General features: G+C 70.4%; 17 protein-coding genes. 5 read left to right on the top strand and 12 right to left on the bottom strand.

Annotated elements, in window-relative coordinates:
- Positions 1 to 62: 62 nt before the first annotated feature.
- Positions 63 to 1,481 carry an erythromycin esterase family protein gene (locus QFZ75_RS01890; RefSeq protein ID WP_307533480.1) on the top strand — a complete coding sequence of 473 codons (1,419 nt, stop codon included), beginning with the start codon at positions 63 to 65 and terminating at the stop codon, positions 1,479 to 1,481.
- Positions 1,482 to 1,604: 123 nt separating this feature from the next.
- Here QFZ75_RS01890 and QFZ75_RS01895 read toward each other — a convergent pair whose 3' ends face one another.
- From QFZ75_RS01895 to QFZ75_RS01905, 3 genes are read right to left on the bottom strand one after another with little or no spacing between them, the layout of a single operon-like run.
- Positions 1,605 to 2,957, bottom strand: a complete 1,353-nt coding sequence (locus tag QFZ75_RS01895) for an aldehyde dehydrogenase family protein (protein ID WP_307533481.1) — start codon at positions 2,955 to 2,957, stop codon at positions 1,605 to 1,607.
- 44 nt (positions 2,958 to 3,001) lie between these two features.
- Positions 3,002 to 4,102: an alcohol dehydrogenase catalytic domain-containing protein gene (locus QFZ75_RS01900; RefSeq protein ID WP_307533482.1), complete on the bottom strand. Its 1,101-nt coding sequence runs from the start codon at positions 4,100 to 4,102 to the stop codon at positions 3,002 to 3,004.
- Entirely contained in the window at positions 4,102 to 5,628 is a 1,527-nt protein-coding gene (locus QFZ75_RS01905; RefSeq protein WP_307533483.1) for an APC family permease, read from the bottom strand. The genes QFZ75_RS01900 and QFZ75_RS01905 overlap by 1 nt, the downstream gene beginning before the upstream one ends.
- 254 nt (positions 5,629 to 5,882) lie before the next feature.
- Between QFZ75_RS01905 and QFZ75_RS01910 the strand changes: the two genes are divergently transcribed.
- A complete protein-coding gene (locus QFZ75_RS01910) occupies positions 5,883 to 6,548 on the top strand; it encodes a TetR/AcrR family transcriptional regulator (protein WP_307533484.1) in 666 nt (221 codons plus the stop codon).
- 128 nt (positions 6,549 to 6,676) lie between these two features.
- On the opposite strand, the gene QFZ75_RS01915 is transcribed toward QFZ75_RS01910, so the two are convergent.
- Entirely contained in the window at positions 6,677 to 7,126 is a 450-nt protein-coding gene (locus tag QFZ75_RS01915; RefSeq protein ID WP_307533485.1) for a DoxX family protein, read from the bottom strand.
- Positions 7,127 to 7,888: 762 nt separating this feature from the next.
- Here QFZ75_RS01915 and QFZ75_RS01920 point away from each other — a divergent pair.
- Positions 7,889 to 8,065 carry a hypothetical protein gene (locus QFZ75_RS01920; protein WP_307533486.1) on the top strand — a complete coding sequence of 59 codons (177 nt, stop codon included), beginning with the start codon at positions 7,889 to 7,891 and terminating at the stop codon, positions 8,063 to 8,065.
- Positions 8,066 to 8,130: 65 nt separating this feature from the next.
- Here the strand turns inward: QFZ75_RS01920 and QFZ75_RS01925 are convergent, their stop codons facing one another.
- The 6 genes from QFZ75_RS01925 to QFZ75_RS01950 all read right to left on the bottom strand — a co-directional run bounded on the left by QFZ75_RS01925 (position 8,131) and on the right by QFZ75_RS01950 (position 15,038).
- Positions 8,131 to 8,883, bottom strand: coding sequence for a maleylpyruvate isomerase family mycothiol-dependent enzyme (locus QFZ75_RS01925; protein ID WP_307533487.1), 753 nt, complete (start codon positions 8,881 to 8,883; stop codon positions 8,131 to 8,133).
- Between the two features lie 65 nt (positions 8,884 to 8,948).
- The gene (locus QFZ75_RS01930; RefSeq protein ID WP_307533488.1) at positions 8,949 to 10,379 is read right to left on the bottom strand and encodes a glucoamylase family protein; all 1,431 of its coding nucleotides are present in this window, start codon (positions 10,377 to 10,379) and stop codon (positions 8,949 to 8,951) included.
- Positions 10,380 to 10,579: 200 nt separating this feature from the next.
- Entirely contained in the window at positions 10,580 to 11,782 is a 1,203-nt protein-coding gene (locus tag QFZ75_RS01935) for a glycoside hydrolase family 1 protein (RefSeq protein ID WP_307533489.1), read from the bottom strand.
- Between the two features lie 142 nt (positions 11,783 to 11,924).
- Positions 11,925 to 12,794 (bottom strand): carbohydrate ABC transporter permease, encoded by an 870-nt coding sequence (locus tag QFZ75_RS01940; protein ID WP_307533490.1) that lies wholly within the window; start codon positions 12,792 to 12,794, stop codon positions 11,925 to 11,927.
- Positions 12,791 to 13,768 (bottom strand): carbohydrate ABC transporter permease, encoded by a 978-nt coding sequence (locus QFZ75_RS01945; protein ID WP_307533491.1) that lies wholly within the window; start codon positions 13,766 to 13,768, stop codon positions 12,791 to 12,793. Before QFZ75_RS01945 ends, QFZ75_RS01940 begins: the two co-directional genes overlap by 4 nt.
- Before the next feature lie 25 nt (positions 13,769 to 13,793).
- On the bottom strand, positions 13,794 to 15,038 hold the full coding sequence (locus QFZ75_RS01950) for a sugar ABC transporter substrate-binding protein (protein WP_307533492.1): 1,245 nt from the start codon (positions 15,036 to 15,038) through the stop codon (positions 13,794 to 13,796).
- Between the two features lie 480 nt (positions 15,039 to 15,518).
- Between QFZ75_RS01950 and QFZ75_RS01955 the strand changes: the two genes are divergently transcribed.
- Both QFZ75_RS01955 and QFZ75_RS01960 read left to right on the top strand, forming a co-directional pair.
- Entirely contained in the window at positions 15,519 to 16,412 is an 894-nt protein-coding gene (locus QFZ75_RS01955) for an acetylxylan esterase (protein WP_307533493.1), read from the top strand.
- Positions 16,413 to 16,625: 213 nt separating this feature from the next.
- Positions 16,626 to 17,294 carry a hypothetical protein gene (locus QFZ75_RS01960; RefSeq protein WP_307533494.1) on the top strand — a complete coding sequence of 223 codons (669 nt, stop codon included), beginning with the start codon at positions 16,626 to 16,628 and terminating at the stop codon, positions 17,292 to 17,294.
- Positions 17,295 to 17,530: 236 nt separating this feature from the next.
- Here the strand turns inward: QFZ75_RS01960 and QFZ75_RS01965 are convergent, their stop codons facing one another.
- Complete coding sequence (locus QFZ75_RS01965; protein WP_307533495.1) at positions 17,531 to 18,094, bottom strand: cysteine hydrolase family protein; 564 nt, start codon at positions 18,092 to 18,094, stop codon at positions 17,531 to 17,533.
- Between the two features lie 506 nt (positions 18,095 to 18,600).
- Positions 18,601 to 20,559, bottom strand: coding sequence for an SMI1/KNR4 family protein (locus QFZ75_RS01970; protein ID WP_307533496.1), 1,959 nt, complete (start codon positions 20,557 to 20,559; stop codon positions 18,601 to 18,603).
- Positions 20,560 to 20,991 lie beyond the last annotated feature (432 nt).

A 20,991-nucleotide genomic window follows, 5' to 3' on the forward strand; every position in this document is an offset into this window, starting at 1 on the left:
GTACCTCGGAGTGGGCAGCGCAGGGGTTCGCGACGCCCCCGTGCGCACGGGAATCTGTAGCCATGACGCGAAGCAAGGCAGTAGTCATTCCCTCGGTCCTCCTCTCCCTCGGCGCCATGGCGGTCGCCACTCCGGCCCTCGCGGACGCGGTGAAGGATTCACCGGCCGCGGTCCGGGCTCCGGCATCGGCCACCGCATCCCCGGCCCCGGTCCCGGCCCGGAGCCAGGATCTGAAGAGCGTGGTGGACGCGATCGAGCGCGTCGCCCGCCCGCTCGACAGCACCGATCCCGGAGGCAGCCTGCGGGACCTCGACGCACTGGGCCGCATGGTCGGAAATGCCGAGGTGGTGGGTCTGGGCGAAGCCACCCACGGTTCGCGGGACTTCTTCCGGATGAAGCACCGTCTCCTGCGCCACCTCGTCGAGAAGAAGGGCTTCCGGACCTTCTCCCTGGAGCTGCCCTGGAGCAGCGGTGTGCGGATCAACGAGTACGTCCTGTACGGCAGGGGCGACCTGCGGGACATAGCGCGTGAAGAGTTCCAGGGCGCGTACCGGATCTGGAACAACCAGGACTACATCGACCTCATCGAGTGGATGCGCGACCGCAACCGCAGCCACCCGAAGGACCCGGTGCGGTTCATGGGCAACGACATGGGCTACGCGGGGCCGGAGTCGTACAGGCGCGTGACGGCTCATGTGGCCCGCGAACACCCGCGGTTGCTGAAGCGCGTCACCGAGCTCTACCGCGGGCTGGCCCCGACCACCGACGCCGGCACGTACAGCGACCGGTACATCAAGCTGCCGCTCGCCGAGCGCGCGGAGCGGGCGGAGCGGACCCGGAAGGTGTTCGAGCTGCTGCGGGACCAGCGGCCGCGCCGCGGCGACGAGCAGGCGCACCTGTGGGCCGTGCAGGACGCGAGGGCCATCGACCAGATGGCCGAGGGCCTCTCGCTCGACGTCACCGACGAGGCCGAGGTCACGAAGATGATGAGGATGCGCGACGAGGTGATGGCCGAGAACGTGGCGTGGTGGAACAGGCACACCGGCGACAAGATCCTGCTGTCGGCGCACAACACGCATGTGTCGTACGACTCCTTCGACGCGCGGTACCCCAAGACCCAAGGGGCCTTCCTGCACGACGCGTTGGGCAAGGACTACGTCAGTATCGGCTTCAGTTTCCACAAGGGTGCCTTCAAGGCGTTCGGCACCGACGACAACGTGATGCGGACCTACCGTGTGGGTGCCGCGCAGGCGGGTTCCAACGAGGACATCCTGGACGAGGTCCGCCAGGAGGACTACTTCCTCGACATGCGCACGGCGCCGAACTCCGCGCGCGCCTGGCTGGCCGAGCCGCGTGTCACCTACAACATCGGCGCGGGGTGGCCCGACCCGGTGACGTACAGGATCGCTCTCGGCAAGGCGCACGACATCCTCGTCCACCTGGACGAGGTGGAGGCCACCGAGTACCTGGGCACCCCCTGATCGCTTCGTGGACACGGGCGGGGCACGGGCGGGGCACGGGCGAACGGGAGCAGGCACGGGCACGGACAGTGACACCCGGCCTGCTCCCGTCCCTCCCCTCTCCTCCCGCCCCCTCCCGCCCGCTCACACCACGGTGCGGATCAGCTTCTTGTTGACGAACTCCTCGATGCCCGGGCGGCCGAGTTCACGTCCGAAGCCCGAGCGCTTGACGCCGCCGAAGGGCAGCTCCGCGCCCTCCGCGCCGACGCCGTTGACGAAGACCATGCCGGCCTCGATCCGGTCGGCGACCCGCTCGGCCTGGGCCGGGTCGGTGGTGAAGACGTAGGAGCCGAGTCCGTACGGGGTGTCGTTGGCGATGCGGACGGCGTCGTCCTCGTCGGCGGCCGCGAAGACCATGGCGACCGGCCCGAACAGCTCCTGCCGGGCGGCGGTGTGCCCGGTGGTGAGCCCGGTGAGGACTCCGGCCGGGAAGTGGGCGCCGTGCCGGCGGCCGGTGCTGTGCAGGGTCGCCCCCTCGGCGACGGCCGCGTCGACCTGGCGGCCGAGGTTCTCGGCGGCGGCCACGGACGACAGGGGCGCGCCGGTCTCCCCGGCGAGGAGGCGAGCCGTGAACTTCTCGACGAACGGCTCGTACAGGTCCCCGACGACCACGAAACGCTTGGCCGCGTTGCACGCCTGGCCGGTGTTGTCGAGCCGCGCGGCGACGGCGGCGTCGACGACCGCGTCCAGGTCGTCGGTGGACAGTACGAGGAACGGGTCGGAGCCGCCGAGTTCGAGGACGACCTTCTTGAGGTGGCGTCCGGCGGTCTCGGCGACGGCGGCGCCCGCCCGCTCCGAGCCCGTGAGGGACACACCCTGGACGCGCGGGTCGGCGATCACGTCGGCGATCTGCTCGTCGGTGGCGTACACGTTGACGTACGCACCGGCCGGGAAGCCCGCCTCGGCGAACAGCTTCTCCAGCAGCGCGGCGGTGGCGGGACACTGCGGGGCGTGCTTGAGGACGACGGTGTTCCCGATAGCGAGGTTCGGGGCGGCGAAGCGGGCGACCTGGTAGGCGGGGAAGTTCCACGGCATGATGCCGAGCAGGACGCCCACCGGGCTGCGCCGGACGACCGCGCTGCCCGGTCCGGAGGTGACGTCGAGCGGTTCGTCGGCGAGGAACTGCCCGGCGTGGTCGGCGTAGTAGTGGTAGATCTCGGTGCAGAAGCCGACCTCGCCCGCCGCCTCCGCGAGCGGTTTGCCCATCTCACGGACGATGCTCGCGGCGAGTTCGTCCTGGTGCTCGGCGTGCAGGTCACCGAGCCTGCGCAGCAACGCGGCCCGTTCGGCCACGGAGCTGGAGCGCCCCCAGGCGGCCGCGGAATGGGCCGCGTCGACGGCGGCGGTGACCTCGGCGTCGGTGGCGGTCGGGTAGGTCTCGACGACCTCTGCGGTCGCCGGGTCGGTGACGGCGTACATACGAACTCCAGGGGTCATGGGCACAGGCACAGGCACGGTGACAGGCGCGGGCACAGTGGCGGTCACGGTTCGAGGATCGTCCGCACCCCGGTGTTCGACCGGAGGTCGTCGAAGGCGAGGGACGCCTCCGCCAGCGGGCGGACCTTTCCGACCAGGTCGTCCAGGGGCAGCTTCCCCGCCAGGTAGAGGCGGGCCAGCTTCGGGATGTCGAGTTCGCCGACGCTGGAGCCGTAGTTGCAGCCGAGGATCCGCTTGCCCTGGTCGGCCAGGTCGAAGAGGTTGAACGCGCCGGTGGCGTCGGTGGCCGCCATGCCGACGAGGACGGCGGCGCCGCCGGAGGTGAGCATGGCGGGGAGGGTCTCGACGACCTTCGGGCTGCCGATGGCCTCGAACGCGTAGTCCGCGCCACCGAGTTCGTCCTGGCACCAGGCGGCCACGTCGTCGCGCGCCCCGTCGAGGATGTGGGTGGCGCCGAACTCCTTCGCCGCGGCGAGGCGTTCGGGCGACAGGTCGACGGCCACGATGGGGTCGGCGCCGACCAGGGACAGGCCCATCACCACGGAGAGCCCGACGCCGCCGGTGCCGATGACGACCGCGGACTCGCCGGGCCGTACCCCGGCGGTGTTCACGACCGCGCCGATACCGGTGGTGATGGAGCAGCCGAGCAGCGCGCCGATACCGAAGGGGAGTTCCTCGGGGACCTTCACCGCTGCCGTCTCCGGGACGACCAGCCGGTCGGTGAAGGCACCGAGGCCGAGGTAGGGCCAGACCGCCTCGCCGTCGGCGCCGGTGAAGGGGGTCGTGCCGTCGGGGAGGGTGTTGGCGACGGCCTGGGTGCCGGTGCACAGCCAGCCCTTGCCCGCCACGCACTTGCGACAGCGCCGGCAGGGCGCGAACCAGGACAGCACCACGTGGTCGCCGGGCTGGACGGAGGTGACGCCGGGACCGGCTCCGGTGACCACGCCCGCCGCCTCGTGGCCGAGGACGAGGGGACGGTCGGTGGGCCAGTCGCCGGACACGATGTGCAGGTCGGAGTGGCACACGCCGGCGGCGCGGACCTCGATCTCGACCTCGCCCGGACCGGCGGGGCGCAGGGCCACCTCGCGCGTGCCGAGGCCCGCCTCGGGGTCGAAGACGATGGCTGGGGAGAGTTTCGACGACATCAGGACGCCTTCACTTCTTTCGCGGTCGGGTCTGTTGCGGTCGGGTTCGTGGTGGCCGTGCCCGGGGTGGCCGTGCTCGGGGCGAGTTTGGTGTGCGGCTTGGCCGTCACGACGTACACGAGGCCGATGACGAAGAGCGCGGAGAAGACCAGGACCACGGCCCAGATCTGCGCCCAGCTGCCGTCGACGGGGGCGAGTTCGGCGCGCGGCCAGGCGATGTTGACCGCCTCGAACAGGAGCCACAGCACGGCGAGCACGTTGACGACGAGCCCGGTGCGGCCGAGCCTCAGCTGACCTGCGGCCGGGTTCCAGCGCCCGCTCAGCCGGGCGACCAGGGCCACGACGGCGACCGCCAGGAAGACGAAGTAGAACCCGCCGGAGCCGAACGCGATCAGGGTGGCCGCGGCGTTGCCGTTCAGCCCCAGCAGCAGGCCGAGCCCGGCGAGGACGGCGGTCGCGATGAGGGAGACGTACGGGATCTGCCGCGGGCCGACGGTCGCGAGCGTCGCGGAGAAGGGCAGCTGGCGGTCGCGGGCGAAGGCGTAGACGGCGCGGCCGATGTAGGTCTGGATGGAGACGGCACACGCGAAGAACGCGATGAGGACGACGACGACGAACGGCTTCTCGCTCCAGCCGCCGAGTCCCTGGGTCACCGCCTCGAAGACGGGGTCGACGATCGCGCCGGAGACGGCGTCCTCGGGCCGGCGCAGCGCGAGGGTCACGGCCAGGCCGGTCAGCAGGACGGTGAAGGCGACGAAGAGATAGGCGCGCAGCAGGGCGCGCGGGACGCTGCGCCGGGGCTGCTCGGTCTCCTCGGCCACCTGCGTGGTCGCGTCGAAGCCGAGGAACGCCCAGCCCGCCACCGCGAGACAGGTCAGCAGGCCGGCCGTCACGGAGCCGCCGGAGACGTCCTGCGCGCCGAGGGTCTCGAAGAGGATGCCGAAGCCGTTGTTCCGCACGAAGAGGAGGAGGATCAGGCTCACCGCGATGGAGGCGACGCCCTCGGCGATGATGCCCGCGTTCAGGAAGTGCTTCACGGGGTTCACCCCGAGCAGGTTGATGCCGAGCGCGACGGCGACGAAGACCACGCCGAGGAGCACGTGGACGGCGGTCGAGGGGACCCCGTCACCGGCCAGCATGTACAGCCAGGTCGCGCCCAGGTACGCCACCGTGGTCAGTGAGGCGACGGCCGAGGCGAGGTAGATCCAGCCCACCAGCCAGCCCAGGCGCGGGCCGCCCAGCCGGCGCACCCACTGGTAGACGCCGCCCGTGATCGGGAACTGGGAGGACAGCTCGGCGTAGACCACGACGACCAGCAGCTGGCCGAGGAAGGCCACGACGACGGCCCAGATCCAGGTGGGCCCGGCGAAGAGGAAGCCGAGCTGGACGACGGCGTAGATGCCGACCACGGGCGAGATCGTCGCGAACCCGATCGCGAAGACGGCCCAGGCGGACAGCGTCCGTCTCAGCTCCTGCTGATAGCCGTACTCGGCGAGTTCACCGGCATCGGTGGGGGTGTCGTCCACGTTCGTCTCCTGACAGTGATGCGCGGGCTGCCGCCGGGCCCGCGTACGTACGGGCCCGAGGGTGGGCGCGGGTCCGTACGTACGCGGGCCCGGGGTGCCTGTCGTCCGGTGCGCCGGTCCGCCGCCTCGCCGACGACGGGCTCGACGAGGGCGAGGGACGGTTCTCGGACCGGGACGGGCCGTTTTCGGACGGCAACGCTTATTGGGCGCATGACCAATTGCTTATTGGTCGCATACTCAATAGCATTCGCGGCATGACGTCAAGGGGTTCCGGCACGAGTGGGCCGGGCAAGCGGGTCCGCAAGGCCCCGGCCGAGCGCCGCCACGAGATCGTCGCCGCCGCCGCGCGGGTGGGCCTCACCGAGGGACTGGAGTGCGTCACCCTGCGCCGGGTCGCCGACGAACTCGGGGTGCGGCCGGGGCTCGTCGGCCACTACTTCCCCGCGGCCGACACCCTGGTGGCCGAGGCGTTCACCGCCGCCACGATGGCGGACCTGGACACGCTGCTGCCCGAGCGGCCGGACGGGCCCGGTGACGACAGACCGCGGGCGGTCCTGAGGCGGTTCTTCACCCTGACGTCCAGCACCGAGTTCGACGACGTCAGCAGGCTCTGGCTCAACGCGCGGCACCTGTCGCGCTACCGGCCCGGACTGCGCGAGCACGTCGTGGCCCAGGAGATGCTCTGGTGCCGACGCGTCGAGAAGGTCATCATCGCCGGTACGGAATCGGGGGACTTCACCTGCGCCGACCCGTGGGCGGCGGCGTTGCGCATCCTGGTGACGATCGACGGGGCGAGCGCCTACATCAACACCAGCATCGACCGGCGCGGGGATTGCGTCGTACATCTGGCCAGGACGGTGGCGGAGGCCGAACTGGGCCTTGCGGCAGGGGCGTTGGAGCCGTCACCCGAGCCTTCGTGATCCGTTTCGAGCCGTGACAGCACCGCCGCGGTGCTGTCACGGGTTCCTGCTCGGCCCTCTCGAAGACGAGAGCCACTTGCAGACCGGAGCCGCCTGAAGACGAGAGCGTCCTCAGAGTCGCGGGACGGTCACCGGGACCGTTCGGCCACCGGAGCGGTGACGGTGCGCGTGCCGCGCTCGCGGCCGACGAGGCGCTCCAGGGCGAAGGCTCCGGGACCGAAGAACACGACGAGCAGGAATCCCCAGCAGAAGAGCACCGGCGCGAGTCCGCCGTTCTGCAGGGGAAAGAGGCCGTCCTGCTGGTGTTCCGTGAAGTACGCGAACGCCATGATGCCCGAGCAGAGGAACGCGGCAGCGCGGGGCGCGAGCCCCAGGAGGACGAGCGCGCCGCACACCAGCTCGATCACCCCGGCGTACCAGAAGGGCCAGTCTCCCGCCGGGCTCGCCTCACGGTCCAGCACCCCGAAGACCGTGGCGGCGCCCTCGCTGGCGAACAACAGGCCGAGGACGATACGGAAGAGGCCCAGCACGAGGGGCCGGCGCGTCATCAGCCAGTCGTCGAGGCGCGAAGTGGTCATGGGAACTCCTCAAGGGTCACCACGTGGTTCAGGGATCACCACGCGGTCGGCGGGACGAGGGCGAAATGGACCACGGAGTCCGGGTCGCGACCCTCAGCCGACCGTACGTGCGCGGAGCGCTCCGGGTTCAAACAGCCGCGCAGGACCTGTCCCGGGCCGGTGGGCACGCGCCGTCGGCGGCGGACCGGATACGCCGTTCCGGTGCCGGTTCGACTTGTGGCGCTTCAAGTGCCGGAGGCTGCTCACAGGTCAGCGACTCACAGGTCAGCGCCCGGACAGCAGGCCGCGGACCTGACCGTCCGGGAGACGGCCCGGCACTCGGGTTTCACCCGGTCCACGCTCCGCCACCACGAGAAGGCCGGCCCGCTGGGCCGGATCGCCCGCGACGAGTCCAGTGGCCACCGCCGCGATACGGGCCCGCGACCGCGGAGCGCGTCAGGGCGCTGCCCTGCCTGCGCTCGGCCGCGTTCGGTCCTGGGACGGCGGTCCCGGGACGTCACCGAGACGATCGTGTCCACCGTGGACAGCCTGATCCGGTCCTGTCCATCGTGGACAGCCTGATCCGGTCCGGCCTGGTCCTGTCCTCCCGGTCCGGCCTGGTCCTGTCCTCGGGGAAGCTCTCTGGAAGCCCTCGGGCGACAGGGCCCAGGACGCATCTGGTGGATCCCGGCGGCGGCCGGGGCGGTCCTGACGGGGCGAGGCGCCCCGCTCGTCGCGGTGCCCCCGCTAGCCTGGGGGTTTACGCCATCGAGAGGAGCCGCCATGCCGGAGGAACCGACGCCGGGGGGCCCGTTGGGCACAGCGATGCGGAAGGTGACGTTCCCGGACGGGTCGAGCGGGATCATCCTGGTGAAGGCGGGCACGTCGCAGGAGGACGCGGACGCGCTGGCGGCGCGGGTGTGGGCGGAGCGGTCGGAGCGCCGTCCCGGCGGGGAGTAGCCCCGTCCGCTCGGCCCCGCTCGGCCCGGTCCGGCCCGGTCCGGCCCCACTCGACCCAGCCCCGCTCAGCCCAGGGACGGCCAGTCGAGGAACCGCCGCAGGACCGTGTGGGCGCCGTCCGTCCGCAGGCCGTCCAGTGGGAGGCGGCCGTGGAGGGTGAGGAGCAGGTCGCTCGCCGAGCCGTGCAGGCGTCCGTCCGCCGACGCCGCCACTTCTGGACCGCTCCCGTCGCCGGAACGGCCGAGCAGGCGGGCGCCCTCGGAGGTGAGGCCGACCAGCCAGGCCGGTCCCTCGCTGGTGTGCAGGCCGATCCGGACGGGGTCGTGCGGCCAGGCGCCGCTGGTCCCGTGTGCCACGCCGATGAACTCGTCGATGCCGTCCAGGGCGACGGCGGCGGTGACCGGCTGCGGAACACCCGCGGACAGCTGCGCGTCGAAGGCGTGGACGGCCGCCTCGTGCACCTGGTGGCGCGCCACCGCGCCGGCCGTCATGGGCTCCCCGGACGCGCCCCACCAGGTCCAGCACCCCGACCCGGGCCCGGCCTCGCGCAACGCGGTGACCAGTGCCCCGGTCGCCGCCGGCAACTCGGCCGGGGGCTCGCCCACGGCCGGTGGCTCCTCACTCGGCCCGGCCGCCACGGCGGCGGCCCAGAAGTGCTGCACCCGGGTGAGGTGCGCGATCAGGTCCCGCAGCGACCAGTCCGGGCAGCTGGGAACGCGCGCACCGAGCCCCGAGGCCATGCCGGCGGCCTCGTGCAGCGCGGTGGAGCGGTCCTCCACCAGGGACAGGGATTCCTCGAAGGAGAGCGTCTGGGTCACCGTCATGTTCTAGCAGCCGGCTCCGACATCGCCCCCTGAACAGGAGTTCCGTGCCGCGGCACACGTCAGATGGAGAACCGCTCCTTGGCCAGCAGCGGGCGGACCCGGGAACGGAAACCCCCACTGCGGAACGGCTGCTGGAGGAGGCCGGGACGCAGGTGCTGGGCGACGGCCGCGGCGATCATGCCCTGGTCGAGGGCGAGGACGACGTCGCTGACACGGCCGGTGGTGACGTCCACCGAGTCGCGGAAGCCGTAGCGGTCGTCGTAGGCCCCGAAGGCGCGGTCGAGCGCGCGGAGGTTGGCGAGTGCCTCGGCCGGGGCCTGGGGCAGGGCGAGGAACGAGGCGTGCGGGGTGACGACGCCCAGGGAATGGTAGCCGTCCTCCTGCATGCCGATCGCGTCGACGCCGTACTCACGGTAGCCGCCGGCCGGTACGGAGGCCGGGGAGAAGCCCCAGTAGCCGTACTCCTCCTCGATCAGGCCGTGTTCGATCTGGCTGCGGACGAAGCGCCGGTGGGTCGTGCCCCAGGAACGGGGCGACCACTGCGGCTCGGGCACGAACAACGGGACCATCAGCGCCTCGAACATGGACCCGCCCCAGGTGGGAACGAGCTTGCGGCCACGGTGGGTGTAGTGGCCCTCCCAGACGCGTACGCCGTCGATGTCGACGTACCCGCCCCCCGGCTCCTGTTCCTGGCCCATGCCCGGGAGCATGGTGCGCATCAGGTGCCAGTAGTGCTCGGCGGGCAGTGAACCGTCCGCGATGCCGAGGTAACTGGCCATACGGGGCTCGGTGTTGAGGGCGCCGTAGTGGTGGCCGGTGGGCTCGCCCTTGCCGGGCCCGTCGGGCCAGAAGCCGCCGCGCAGCTGCCCCGGACCGGCGACGGGGTCGGCCGGGTCGTAAGGGGTGTAGTAGTACGACCAGTCGGCGTCGGCGAGAAGCGCCGCGACGCGGGGGCGCAGCTCCGGGTCGGCGTCCGCGGCGATCCGCAGACCGGTCACCAGCCACGCGTTGTCGACCGTGGACAGGAACGGGCGCACCGGGTCGCCGGTCTCCGGCCAGGATGTCAGCAGTGAACCGTCGTGCGCGTCGTACCAGTTGAACCAGAAGCCGTGGGCCCGTTCCAGGCGCTCCACGGCGGCGACCGTACGGGCCAGCCGGCGGTGCATGGCGGAGGCGGAGATGACGCCGAGCCCGGCGGCCGCCACGGTGGACCACAGACCGCAGCCGATGTTGGTCGGTGAGGTCTGCGCGGACGGCACCGGCGTGCCGCTCCCGCTGACGTCGATCTTGTCCGCGGCCAGACCGAGTTCGGTGGTCATGGCCTCCATCGAACGGTGGGTCGCGGCGAACCAGTCGCGCAGCAGGCGGCGTTGCGTGTCGGTTCGTACGGCCGGGGCGGCGGCATCTGCCGTGGTCGCGGCGGCGAGGGATGTGGCGCAGGTCGCCGCCGCGGTGGACGCGGCGACGGTCAGAAAGCTACGACGGTTCATGCGGCTCTGGCTCCTCTGCGGTGAGCAGGCAGGCGGAAGGGGGCGTGTCCTTGCTGCGTGTCCGTATACGTGTCCGTGGTGCGGGGCCATGGGCGGAGGGGGCGGGGTGTCGAGGCGGGCGGGGTGGGGTGTCGGGGCCGAGGGTGGGGCGGGAGCCGGCCGGTGTCAGGTGCCGACCGGCTCCCGGTCTCCGGGTGCGGTCAGACCGCGGTGCGCGGCAGGACGCGGTCGCGGCCGAGGCCGCCGAGCCAGACGGCGGACGGCTTCGCGGTGCGCTCGAAGGTGACCGGGTCCACGGCGATCAGCCCGAACGTCGGCTCGAACGAGCCCCATTCGTAGTTGTCCAGGGCGCTCCACGCAAGGTAGCCCTGCACGTTCAGGCCGTCCTCGACGGCGGCGGCGACCTCGCCGAGGGCACCGGTGTAGTAGTCGACGCGGCGGCTGTCGTCGGAGGCGGCGATGCCGTTCTCGGTGACGATCAGGGGCGTGCCGTCGCCGATGACGTCGGCGGTGTGGCGCAGGGCGTACCCGACGGCGGCCGGGTAGTACTCCCACTGCGTGAGGGTGCGTTCGACGTCGTCGGGCGCCGGCACGGGACCGGTCTCAGCGATCTTGGTACGGGTGTAGGACTGCACGCCGATCCAGTCGTCGCCGCGGGCCGCCTCGATGAAGACGTCCTCGCGGGGGTACCGGTAGTCGGCGGTGACCTGCTCGGCGCCGGGCAGTGCCTGGTAGACCTGGTTGGCGACGGTCCAGCCGACCAGGATGCCGGGGTGCCGGTCGCGGACGACCTTGACGGCCGCGTGATGGGCGGCGATGACCGCGCGGGTGGTCTCCTCGTCGGGGGTGGGCAGGCCGGCGGGCGGGAAGCCCTGGTCGCCCGCCTTCGCGGCACCCGCCATCACGGCGATCATGTTCGGCTCGTTGATGGTGCACACGTGCCGGACGCCGTCGGCGATGACGGGCCCGCACTCCTCGACGTAACGCGCGAAGAGCTCGACCGCGCCGTCGGCGGTCCAGCCGCCGAGGTCCTCGAACCACTGCGGGACGGTGAAGTGGTGGAGGGTGACCATCGGGCGCAGACCGCGGGCCAGGGCGCCTTCGACCATCCGGCGGTAGTGGGCGATCTCGGCGCGGGAGAAGGTGCCGCGGACCGGCTCGATGCGGGCCCACTCGACGCTGAACCGGTAGTCGGTGAAGCCCAGTTCGGCGAGCAGGTCCATGTCCTGCTCCCAGCGGTGGTAGCTGTCGCAGGCGTCGAGGCTGGGTTCGGCGATACCGGCCGCGGGGTCGTGCTCCTTGCGCCACCAGTCGCTGTTGACGTTGTTGCCCTCGATCTGGTGGGCGGCGGTGGAGGCGCCCCACAGGAAGCCGTCGGGGAAGCGGGTGGTGGTGTGCGTCATCGTCCGTCTCTGTCTTTCTGGTGCGGGGGTGGTGGCGCGGCTGCCCGGCCCGGGGTCGGCGGAGCGACCGGCGGGTGCGGGAGACCGGCGGGTGCGGGAGACCGGGGAGAGGCGGGAGGACCGGGGAGGTGAACCCGGTGGGCTACTTCAGGCCCGCCGTGGCGATGCCCTGGGTGAAGTGCCGTTGCAGGACGGCGAAGACGGCCAGGACCGGCAGTACGACGAGGAGCGAGCCGGCCATCAGCATGCCGTTGCCGCCGCCGACCGTGCGGTTGGGATCGTTGGCGAAGGTCGCGAGCGCCACCGGCAGGGTGTACTTGTCCGGGTCGTTGGTGGCGATCAGCGGCCAGATGAAGTTGTTCCACGAGCCGAGGAAGGTGAAGATCGTCAGCGTCGCGAGGGCGGGCCCGACCAGGGGGATCACGATCCGCCAGAAGATGTACCACTCCCCCGCGCCGTCGAGGCGCGCCGCCTCCAGCAGTTCGTCGGGCACCGACAGCATGAACTGCCGCATCAGGAACACCCCGAACGCGCCGGCCGCGAAGGGCAGTACCAGCCCGGCGTACGTGTCGATCAGGCCGAGGCCGTTCATCAGCACGTACAGCGGCAGGATCATGAGGTTGCCCGGCACCATCAGGGCGGCCAGCACGAGCGCGAAGACCTTGGAGCGCCCGGTGAAGTCGAGCTTGGCCAGCGCGTAGCCGAGCATGGAGCAGAACAGCAGGTTGCTGACGGTCACCAGGACGGCCACGATCAGCGAGTTGAGGAAGTACCGCGGCATGTCGAGCTGGTCGAGCAGGGCCGTGAAGTTGTCCAGCGTCCACTGCGAGGGGATCCACACGGGCTGGCTCGCCGTGAGGTCCTGCTTCGTCTTGAACGCGGACAGCGCCATCCACAGGAACGGTGCGGCCATCAGCAGCAGTGCGGCCGAGGCGACCGTGTAGAGCAGCGGGGTGCGCACCCGTCCGGTGCGGCGGCGGGTCCGGGCCTTGGCGGCCGTGTCGGCGGTCATCGGGTGTTGTCCTTCAGCAGTCGGAGCTGGAGCACCGTGATGCCCATGATCACGACGAACAGGACGTACGCCATGGCGCTGGCGTAGCCCATGTGGAAGAAGTTGAAGCCCTCGCGGTACATGTCGAGCGACACGGTCAGCGTGGAGTCGGAGGGGCCGCCCTGCGTCATCACGAAGGGTTCCTCGAAGACGTTGAGGTAGCCGATCGTGGTGATGACCGTGGCGTACAGCAGGGTGGGCCGCAGCAGTGGCACGGTGATGCCGCGCAGTTCCTGCCAGGCTCCGGCGCCGTCGAGGCGGGCCGCTTCGCGCACCTCGGACGGGATGGCCTGCAGTCCGGCGATGCACAGCACCATGACCGTGCCGAGGTTGCGCCACACGGCCATGGCGATCAGGGACGGCATCGCCCAGGTCTCCGAGCCGAGGAAGTCCGGTGCGCTCAGGCCGACTTCGGAGGCGAGGGAGGCGATCAGCCCGTCGGAGGGGTCGAGCACGAAGCGCCAGACGACGGCCACGGCGACGATGGTCGTCACCACCGGGGCGTAGAAACCGACGCGGAAGAGCGTGCGGGCCCGGTCGATGCCGTTGTTCAGCAGGATCGCCGCGAGCAGTCCGAGGACGATGGTCGCGGGTACGCCGACGACCACGAAGTAGCCGGTGTTGAAGAGGGCCTTGAGGAACTTGTCGTCCTGGAACAGCTGTGTGTAGTTGTCCAGGCCGACGAACTCCGCCTCCAGCGGGCGGGTGACGTCGCGGGCGCCGAAGTCGGTGAAGCTCATCAGGAGCGTGGCGACGATCGGGAACAGCATGAAGACGCCGAACAGCACCAGGAACGGCGTGGAGAACAGCCATCCGGTCAGGTTGTGCTTGCCGAGCGAGCGGCGGTCGCGTCGGGTACGGCCGGCTTCCCTGCCGCCGTCGGGACTCTTGCCGACGGCGGCCTGCGGGGCGGCCGGGCCTGTGGTGAGGGACATGAGGGGAACGCTCTCCTACCGCCTCCTACTGCACGAGGCCTTCGATCTCGGACTGGGCCTTGTCCAGCGCTTCCTTCGCGGAGGACTTGCCCTGGGTGACCGACTCGATGGCGGTGTCCACCTTGGAGGTGATCTCGGTCAGCCTGGGCTGGGAGGGAGTGGCGCGGGCGGTGTCCATCTGCTTGCGCCACACCTGCAGGGTGGGGTCGGTGGCGAGGTCGCCGGTCTTCCAGGCGGCCGTGTTGGCGGGCAGGTCGTTGGTCCGCTCGAACCAGTCGGCCTGGCCCTTGGCGCCGGTGAGGTAGGAGACGAGCTCCTTGGCGGCGGCCTTGTGGTCGCTGTCCGCGGAGACGGCCAGGCTGGAGCCGCCGGCCATGGACACGGACGCCTCGTCGGCGGGTACGGGGGCGACGGCCCACTTGCCCTTGAGGTCCGGGGAGTTCTCGTCGAGGAGGTTGGTGATCCAGGGGCCGCCGAAGAACATGGGGACGGCGCCGGTGTTGAAGTCCTTGGTGACGTCGTAGCCGGGGCGTACGGACTTCTCGCTGAGGCCTTTCTCGAAGTAGCTGCCGTAGTTCTCGAGCGCCTTGACGGCTGCGGCGGAGTTCACGACGGCCTTGCCGTCGTCGTCGATGACGGCCCCGCCGGCGGAGTACAGGAACTGGTAGAAGCTCTGCACGGTGTCGAGGCCGCCCGGCTGGATGGACAGGCCCCACTTGGTGCCGGCCTTCTTCTGGTACGCCTCGGCCGTGCTCCGGAGACCGGCCATGGTGTCCGGGGCCGCCTCGATGCCCACCTTCTCGGCGAGGTCGGTGCGGTAGAAGAGCACGCGCGTGTCGACGTACCAGGGGACGCCGTAGGTCTTGCCGTCGTAGGAACCCTGCTGCCAGGCCGCGGGGAAGAAGTCGTCCTCCTTGAAGGTCCCCGTGTTGACCGGCTCCAGGACGCCCATGTCGGCGAACTCGCCCAGATAGCTCCCGCCCATCTGGACCACGTCGGGCAGCTTGCCCGCGGCGGCCGCGGCGACCAGCTTCTGGTGGGCCACGTCCCAGCCGATCGGGGTGACCTTGACCGTGATGTTGGAGTGGGACTTCTCGTACTCCTGGACGACGTCACCGAGCTTCTCCCCCTCCGTGCCCATCGCCCAGACGGTCAGGGTCTGCTCGGCATCGGCTGCCACGCCCGCGCCGTCCGAACCGCCGCAGGCGGTGAGGGTGAGGGCGGACGCCAGGGTGAACGCGATCGAGCCCGTGCGGACGGCGCGGTTCATGGGGCTCCTCCTTGAGCTCTACGATGTATGCGCTGCCTGTAAGCGCATACATAACTCTGTGACAGCGGTTCCGCGCCTGACAAGAGGGGACTTGGTCACACTCCCGTAACGGGCGGGACATCTGGCGGGGGTGGGGGTGGGCGGGGTTCCTGGTGGGGCTGTGCGGAAGCAATCTTTGCATGGGGAGGGTGGATGGTGGTGGTTTGCCCGGGGCGGGACGGGGCGGGGGCGGGGGCGGGGCAAGGATGGGGTGCGCCACGACGGTGGAGGCGGCTGTACAGGTAGGGGTGATCGATCGTGCGGCCTGGTGATTCGTTCGGCTTTGACCCTGAGCCTGGACCTGGACCTGGACCTGGACCTGGGTCTGAGTCTGGGTCTGAGTCTGGAACTGAACCTGGAACTGGAACTGAACCTGGAACTGGAACTGCTTACGGGTCCGGGGCCGGCTATGGGCTCTCCGGGTTGTTGGGGGTCCAGGGGGTGTCCGGGCCCGGGGACTTCGACGCCTTCTGGCGTGGGCGCCGGGCCACCGCCGCGCTCGTGGATCCGTGTCCGCGGGTGGGCGGTGTCGTGGAGGAGCGCGACGGTTTCCGTATCCACGAGGTCTCCTACGCCACGCCCGGCGGCAGATGCGGTGCTTTGCTCGCGCTACCGTCCGAGGGAGTCGCCCGACGCGGCTTCGTGGTCGGGCACGGGTACGGCGGACGGCACGAAGCCGGCGCCGACCTGCCGCTTCCGCTGCCCGGGTCGGCCGCGATCCTGCCGTGCGCGCCCGGACTCCCCGCCTTCGGCAACCGGCCGGGCGTGCCCTCCGATCCCGACGGGCATGTGCTGCACGGCATCGCGTCGCGGGACACCTACCTCATCGGCGACTGCGTCGCGGGGCTGTGGGGCGCCGCCTCGGCCCTGCTGGAACTGGCCCCCTCGCTGGACGGCGATCGGCTGGGCTACCTCGGCGAGAGCTTCGGCGGCGGGATCGGCGCGCTGGCGCTGCCCTGGGACGACCGGTTCGCCGCGGCCCGGCTCACGGTGCCGACCTTCGGGAACCATCCGCTGCGGCTCACCCTGCCCTGCACCGGCAGCGGTGAGTCCGTACGTACCCATGTCCGCCGGCATCCCGAGGCCGTGGAGGTCCTCGCGTACTTCGACGCGGCGACGGCGGCCGCACGCCTGCGCATCCCGGTACTGACAGCCTGCGCCCTGTCCGACCCGGCGGTACCGCCGCCCGGTCAGTTCGCGGTGTACAACTCGCTCGCCGGTCCGCGCCGGCTGGAGGTCCTGGAGGCCGGGCACATCCCGTACCCGGGTGAGGCGGCGGAGCGCCGACGTCTGGGGCGGGCCACGGAGGAGTTCTTCGGCCGGTGGCTGGAGTGAAGGGCGGCGTGGACGTCGCATGCCCGCAGGACAGACTTACGGAACAGACTTGCGGCCGGACATCCCAGACCCAGCATTTCGCTCTGCGGTCCGGGCTGTTGTGGTCGTCGTAGCAGTACACGATCGCTCTCCGCTCCCCCGCTCCCCCGCTCTATCGAAGGCACGTTTTGTACGCCATAGTGGGACAAGGAAGTCGAACCGGGGGGATCTTTCATGATCGAGCAGGCGTACGTTCAAGTCGGCGACCAGGCCACACCGACGATCCAGGCCATCAGGGCTCGGATCTCGCAGGCGGTGGATGCGACGGACGGCCCGGTCCTCGCTCGTCTCAAGTGCTGGTTGCAGATGCCGGCTGATTCCACGTTCACGAAAATGATGGACAACGACTGCCAGGTGCGCGCTCAAGAGGTCGGCGCTCGGTTGAGCCCTGGAGCAGGGGGGCTGTACAAGTCCTCGGATTTGTCGGTGCCGCTGCAGATCGAAGGCAAATGGGTCGCTGTCGACAAAGCCGTGAAGGCTGAGCGTGCCGTAATCATCAACGGTTCCACCGGACACGTGGGCGGGAGCCAGAGCCAGTTCAACAACGAGCGCAACACCGGTTTTCATGTGATCGTCTTCTTGGCCGTCGGGCAGGAGCTCTCTGGGCGCCGCTACCATCTGGGCTTCGACCCGGACGTCAGTGCCACTACGGAGTCTCGGGCGAAGTGGCACTCACTGGTCGCCGGTGACACCGAGGCAAAGGCGCAGGAGTTCGATGACGCGAGGAGCATTCAGGTCCTCAAGGCCATGATCCTCGGCGACTCGCAGGACGGATTCGGCCCGCTGGTCCGCAAGTACTACGTCGAGACGGACAAGGCCTTCCCCAAGATCAATCGTGCCTGAGCGCGCTCCAGACGGTCACGTACGACCCAGGGTGATCGAGGAGACGGACGAGTACGGCCATTCTGGAATGATCTGCGCGACCTCACGAGAACGGCCATGGACGCGGCAGAACAATCGCTCCGGCGAACAGGATGCGGCTGCGATCCGTAATGCCGAAGGTCAAGGAACAAGCTCACCCGGCCGACGGGAGGCGGCACCGTCTTGCCCTCGTACGCGAGGGTCCGAACGGTCTCCCACTATTGCGGTGCGATGGCTTTGAGCCAGTCCTCGACGGCCACGACATCTGCCCACTGCGGGAACAGCTTCTCGGTGAGCATCCGGTGCACCTCGGAGTCGGTGTCGAGGCAGGCATCCGCCAGGACGGTGAGGCCGAAGTCCAGGTCGATGGCGTGCCACAGGGTGGACAGCACTACGGCGCTGGTGGCGATGCCGGTGAGAACAAGGCTGTCGATGTCGCGAGTCCTGAGTACCAGGTCGAGGTCGCTGCCCGAGAACGCGCTTCCCCGCCTCTTGGTGACCACGACGTCGCCCTGCTGGGGCGCGACGTCGTCATGGATCTCGGTGCCCGGAGCCCCCTCAACGAACAGGCCGGCCCGTACGGCATTCGTCATCACCCTGTTGCGAGGGCTGACCTCTGGATCGCCCGGCCGTAACGCGATCACCACGTAGATCACGGGGAGGCCGGCAGCCCGGGCACCGTCGATCGCCCTGCGCAGACGCAGCAGATATCCGGAACCGTCATCGGCGATGGCCACGATGTCCCGTTGGACGTCCATCACAAGAAGTGCGCTGTTCGCCATGCTTGCCGTCCCTTCTCGGTCGGGAAACAAAGGATGCGAGGACGAGCGAATGGACCCGGATGACATGGTGAAGGTCCTGGAAGGTGTCGCCGCTCTGGTGCTGACTCTCACTTCCGCGCCTGAGAGCCTTCTCGCTCCGGTGTACCCGGATACGGGCTCGGCGCGTTCCCTCCTCGGCACATAGGGAGACGACTGACGGACGTCTCGTGAGAAACTCCAGCGCAGCGAAGCGCGAGAGTCAGCACCGCGCTGCCGGTGGCCGTCGCGGTGAAGATGCTCAGTCTTCGTTCGAGTACCCGGTCCCGGACAGTCATCCGGCCGACGTCGTCGTCGGCGTCCATGTGTGCCTGAGAGGTGCCTCGGCCGCGACTCTCACCGACGTCGAGGGGCTGCTCGGCACGGCGCCCTTCGAGCCGAAACGGTAGGCGTGGTAGGCCATCCGCCGGGCGTCATCACCGGGCGGCATCCGTCAACTGCCGGGCGCCACCTGCCGGAGGCGCGGCTTCTCAGCTGATGCTGATCACCATGTAGGTCTCACCGTCCCTCGGCGGCCGTGTCCAGGAGCGGGTGGTGAAGGTGTGCAGCCGCCCATGCACGAGTGCGTGACGGGGGAGATGGACGCCGAACTCCCCGGTCACCGCCTCCAACAGCGACCGTTCCGCCTCTGCGCTGCCCTGTGCCTCACCGAAGAAGCGGCTCGGGTCGAGCGCCTCCGGTATCTCGCCGCTCGATGTGACCTCGCCGTCCGCGTAGGTGAAGGCGTACTGCTCGACACCGTCCCGCGCAACCGAAAGGTGGAAGGACGGCTCCCCGTGCGGTGCCTTCAGGCCGCTCCACACAACCACCGCGCGGGTGCCCACGCTGGCGGCCGCGGCGGGGGAGACGAAGCGGGTCCGGTTGAACGGGGCGGGATCACCGTCGAAGGCGAAGCTCCAGCCGGCGCCAGCCCGGCCGACCGCCACGAGAGCCCTGTCGTCATAGGACGAGGACCTCCTGCGGCTGTGCACCAGCTCGGAGCGCGCCTCCCAGAGCGTCATGGGTTCGTTCAGCACGGTGCCGCCTCCATCCCCGCGCCCCTGCCCATCCCCGCCCCCATGTCCGTCCCCGTCCCCCTGCTCGTCCCCCGCCTGGTCCGCGAGCCGTCCGGGCAACTCTTCCGGCTCCGTACCTTCCACCAGGGCGAACCGGTAGGACGTGCGGTTGTTGCCCGGGTCCGGCTCCGCGAGCCACGCCAGGCCGCCCGGGTCGAGCCGGGCCGTCGGTGTCATCGCCTCGCCGTCCTGCTCGCCCCTCGGCGTGGACAGGAGCTCGCGGCCCCGCTCATGGGTCAGCAGCTGCCCGAGCACGGGGTCGGCCACCCACCCCAGCGGCGCCAGATGGTCCGGTCCCAGCGGTTCCCACAGGGGCAGAGCGTCCCTCAGCGTCCGCCATGCCCCGTCGGTGTCTCCCCACCGCGCCAGTTCCCGAGCCCGCTCGACCGCATCCCCGAACGGTCCGGCCACCGTGTACCGGTACGTGCCGTTCCGCACCTGATCCAGCGTCGCGTAAGCCCGCGACACCAGCTCGTCGTCGGCGCCCCGCAGGTGGAACATCAGCGTGGAGTCGTCCCTGTACGAGTGCGCGGCGTGCTTGGCGACCAGGGAGGGCAGCAGCTCGGGAGCGTACTGCGGGTCCGTCACCAGTCCCTCGAAGTACACCGAGGAGGTCTGTCCCAGCAGACGGCGTATCTGGTCGCCCAGCCCGGTGGCCCTCGGCCTGCCGTACTCCTTGGCCTCGTCCAGTGCCTTCATGGCCCGCTCCCAGCCGCCGCTCAGCGCCTCCAGCCGGGCCTCCTCCAGCTGGGCGTCCAGCTTCCGTGTCGTGTCGTTGGTGAACACCGGCTCCCCGTCGTTCCGGCGAGCCTCCAGACTGTGGAACTCCCGGTGCCTGTCCCGCATGAACTCGATGAAGTTGGCGTGCCGCTCGGGTGACGCCGCCAGCCAGCTCGCCCACGTGTACACGGCCCACTCGCCGTTCTCGTCCACGTCCTCGGGATCCATGAGCACGTAGGTCATGTCGGACTCGACGTCGAGCTGCAGGCCGCGCCGCCAGATATCGACCTCCCGCTGCTCCTCGGGACCGGCGTCCTCGTCCAGGTACTCCTCGAACATGTCGGCGAGTCCCGACTCGTTGTTGTGCCAGCGCGCGTCCGCGGTCCCCGCCAGCAGCCTCACGAACCCGCCCGCGCGCCGCCACCCGTCGCTGACCTTGAGGAACTCCCGGTACGAAGGGGGCACTTGCCGGCCCAGATGCTTTTCCATGGCCACGATCCGCTCCTCGGACGCGGGGGAGAACCCCAGCCACCGCGCCTGCCGCGCGGCCTCGTCGTCCTGGTCCCGCGTGTCGCCGTCCGACAGGGAATCGGCCCACTCCCCGCTCCAACTGAGCAGGAAGGGCCGCCAGTCGAATCCCATGGTGTTCGTCATGCGTCCGATGCTGCCACCCACCACTGACAACGCGCCGCTGCCGAAAAGGGGTGGCGTACCACGACGGCGACCACCGCGCACCCGGACCACCTGTGTGGCATGGATCACAACACGTGGCTCGAGTTGGGTACCGGGAGCAATTCCGTACCCCCTCGCGACGCGTGACTCCGGACTGCGAGGATGATGCCGCCATGACTGCTGGGGGGGTGTTCTCGCGCGCTCAGGGCCGCTGTCTTCGCGGCCGTCTGCGTGCTGCTCGCCTCCCTGGGGCACATCATGATGTCGGGGTCCGCGGTGCCCTGGTGGGCCATGGCCGCGGGGGCCTTGACGGCTGGCGGTGCGGCCTGGCTGCCGGCCGGCAGCGCGGGCCGGTCCTGGTCGGCTCGGTCGCGGTGGTGACGCAGGCCGTACTTCACTCGTCGTTCTCGCTCG

The organism is Streptomyces sp. V3I8 (assembly GCF_030817535.1).
In the GTDB taxonomy this organism is placed as follows: Bacteria; Actinomycetota; Actinomycetes; order Streptomycetales; family Streptomycetaceae; genus Streptomyces.

What these genes read in the sequence shown, in the direction of transcription:
- QFZ75_RS01890 (WP_307533480.1), top strand. Translation starts at nt 63, where the DNA reads ATGACGCGAAGCAAGGCAGTAGTCATTCCCTCGGTCCTCCTCTCCCTC.
- QFZ75_RS01895 (WP_307533481.1), bottom strand. Translation starts at nt 2,957, where the DNA reads ATGACCCCTGGAGTTCGTATGTACGCCGTCACCGACCCGGCGACCGCA.
- QFZ75_RS01900 (WP_307533482.1), bottom strand. Translation starts at nt 4,102, where the DNA reads ATGTCGTCGAAACTCTCCCCAGCCATCGTCTTCGACCCCGAGGCGGGC.
- QFZ75_RS01910 (WP_307533484.1), top strand. Translation starts at nt 5,883, where the DNA reads ATGACGTCAAGGGGTTCCGGCACGAGTGGGCCGGGCAAGCGGGTCCGC.
- QFZ75_RS01915 (WP_307533485.1), bottom strand. Translation starts at nt 7,126, where the DNA reads ATGACCACTTCGCGCCTCGACGACTGGCTGATGACGCGCCGGCCCCTC.
- QFZ75_RS01920 (WP_307533486.1), top strand. Translation starts at nt 7,889, where the DNA reads ATGCCGGAGGAACCGACGCCGGGGGGCCCGTTGGGCACAGCGATGCGG.
- QFZ75_RS01930 (WP_307533488.1), bottom strand. Translation starts at nt 10,379, where the DNA reads ATGAACCGTCGTAGCTTTCTGACCGTCGCCGCGTCCACCGCGGCGGCG.
- QFZ75_RS01935 (WP_307533489.1), bottom strand. Translation starts at nt 11,782, where the DNA reads ATGACGCACACCACCACCCGCTTCCCCGACGGCTTCCTGTGGGGCGCC.
- QFZ75_RS01940 (WP_307533490.1), bottom strand. Translation starts at nt 12,794, where the DNA reads ATGACCGCCGACACGGCCGCCAAGGCCCGGACCCGCCGCCGCACCGGA.
- QFZ75_RS01945 (WP_307533491.1), bottom strand. Translation starts at nt 13,768, where the DNA reads ATGTCCCTCACCACAGGCCCGGCCGCCCCGCAGGCCGCCGTCGGCAAG.
- QFZ75_RS01950 (WP_307533492.1), bottom strand. Translation starts at nt 15,038, where the DNA reads ATGAACCGCGCCGTCCGCACGGGCTCGATCGCGTTCACCCTGGCGTCC.
- QFZ75_RS01960 (WP_307533494.1), top strand. Translation starts at nt 16,626, where the DNA reads ATGATCGAGCAGGCGTACGTTCAAGTCGGCGACCAGGCCACACCGACG.
- QFZ75_RS01965 (WP_307533495.1), bottom strand. Translation starts at nt 18,094, where the DNA reads ATGGCGAACAGCGCACTTCTTGTGATGGACGTCCAACGGGACATCGTG.
- QFZ75_RS01970 (WP_307533496.1), bottom strand. Translation starts at nt 20,559, where the DNA reads ATGACGAACACCATGGGATTCGACTGGCGGCCCTTCCTGCTCAGTTGG.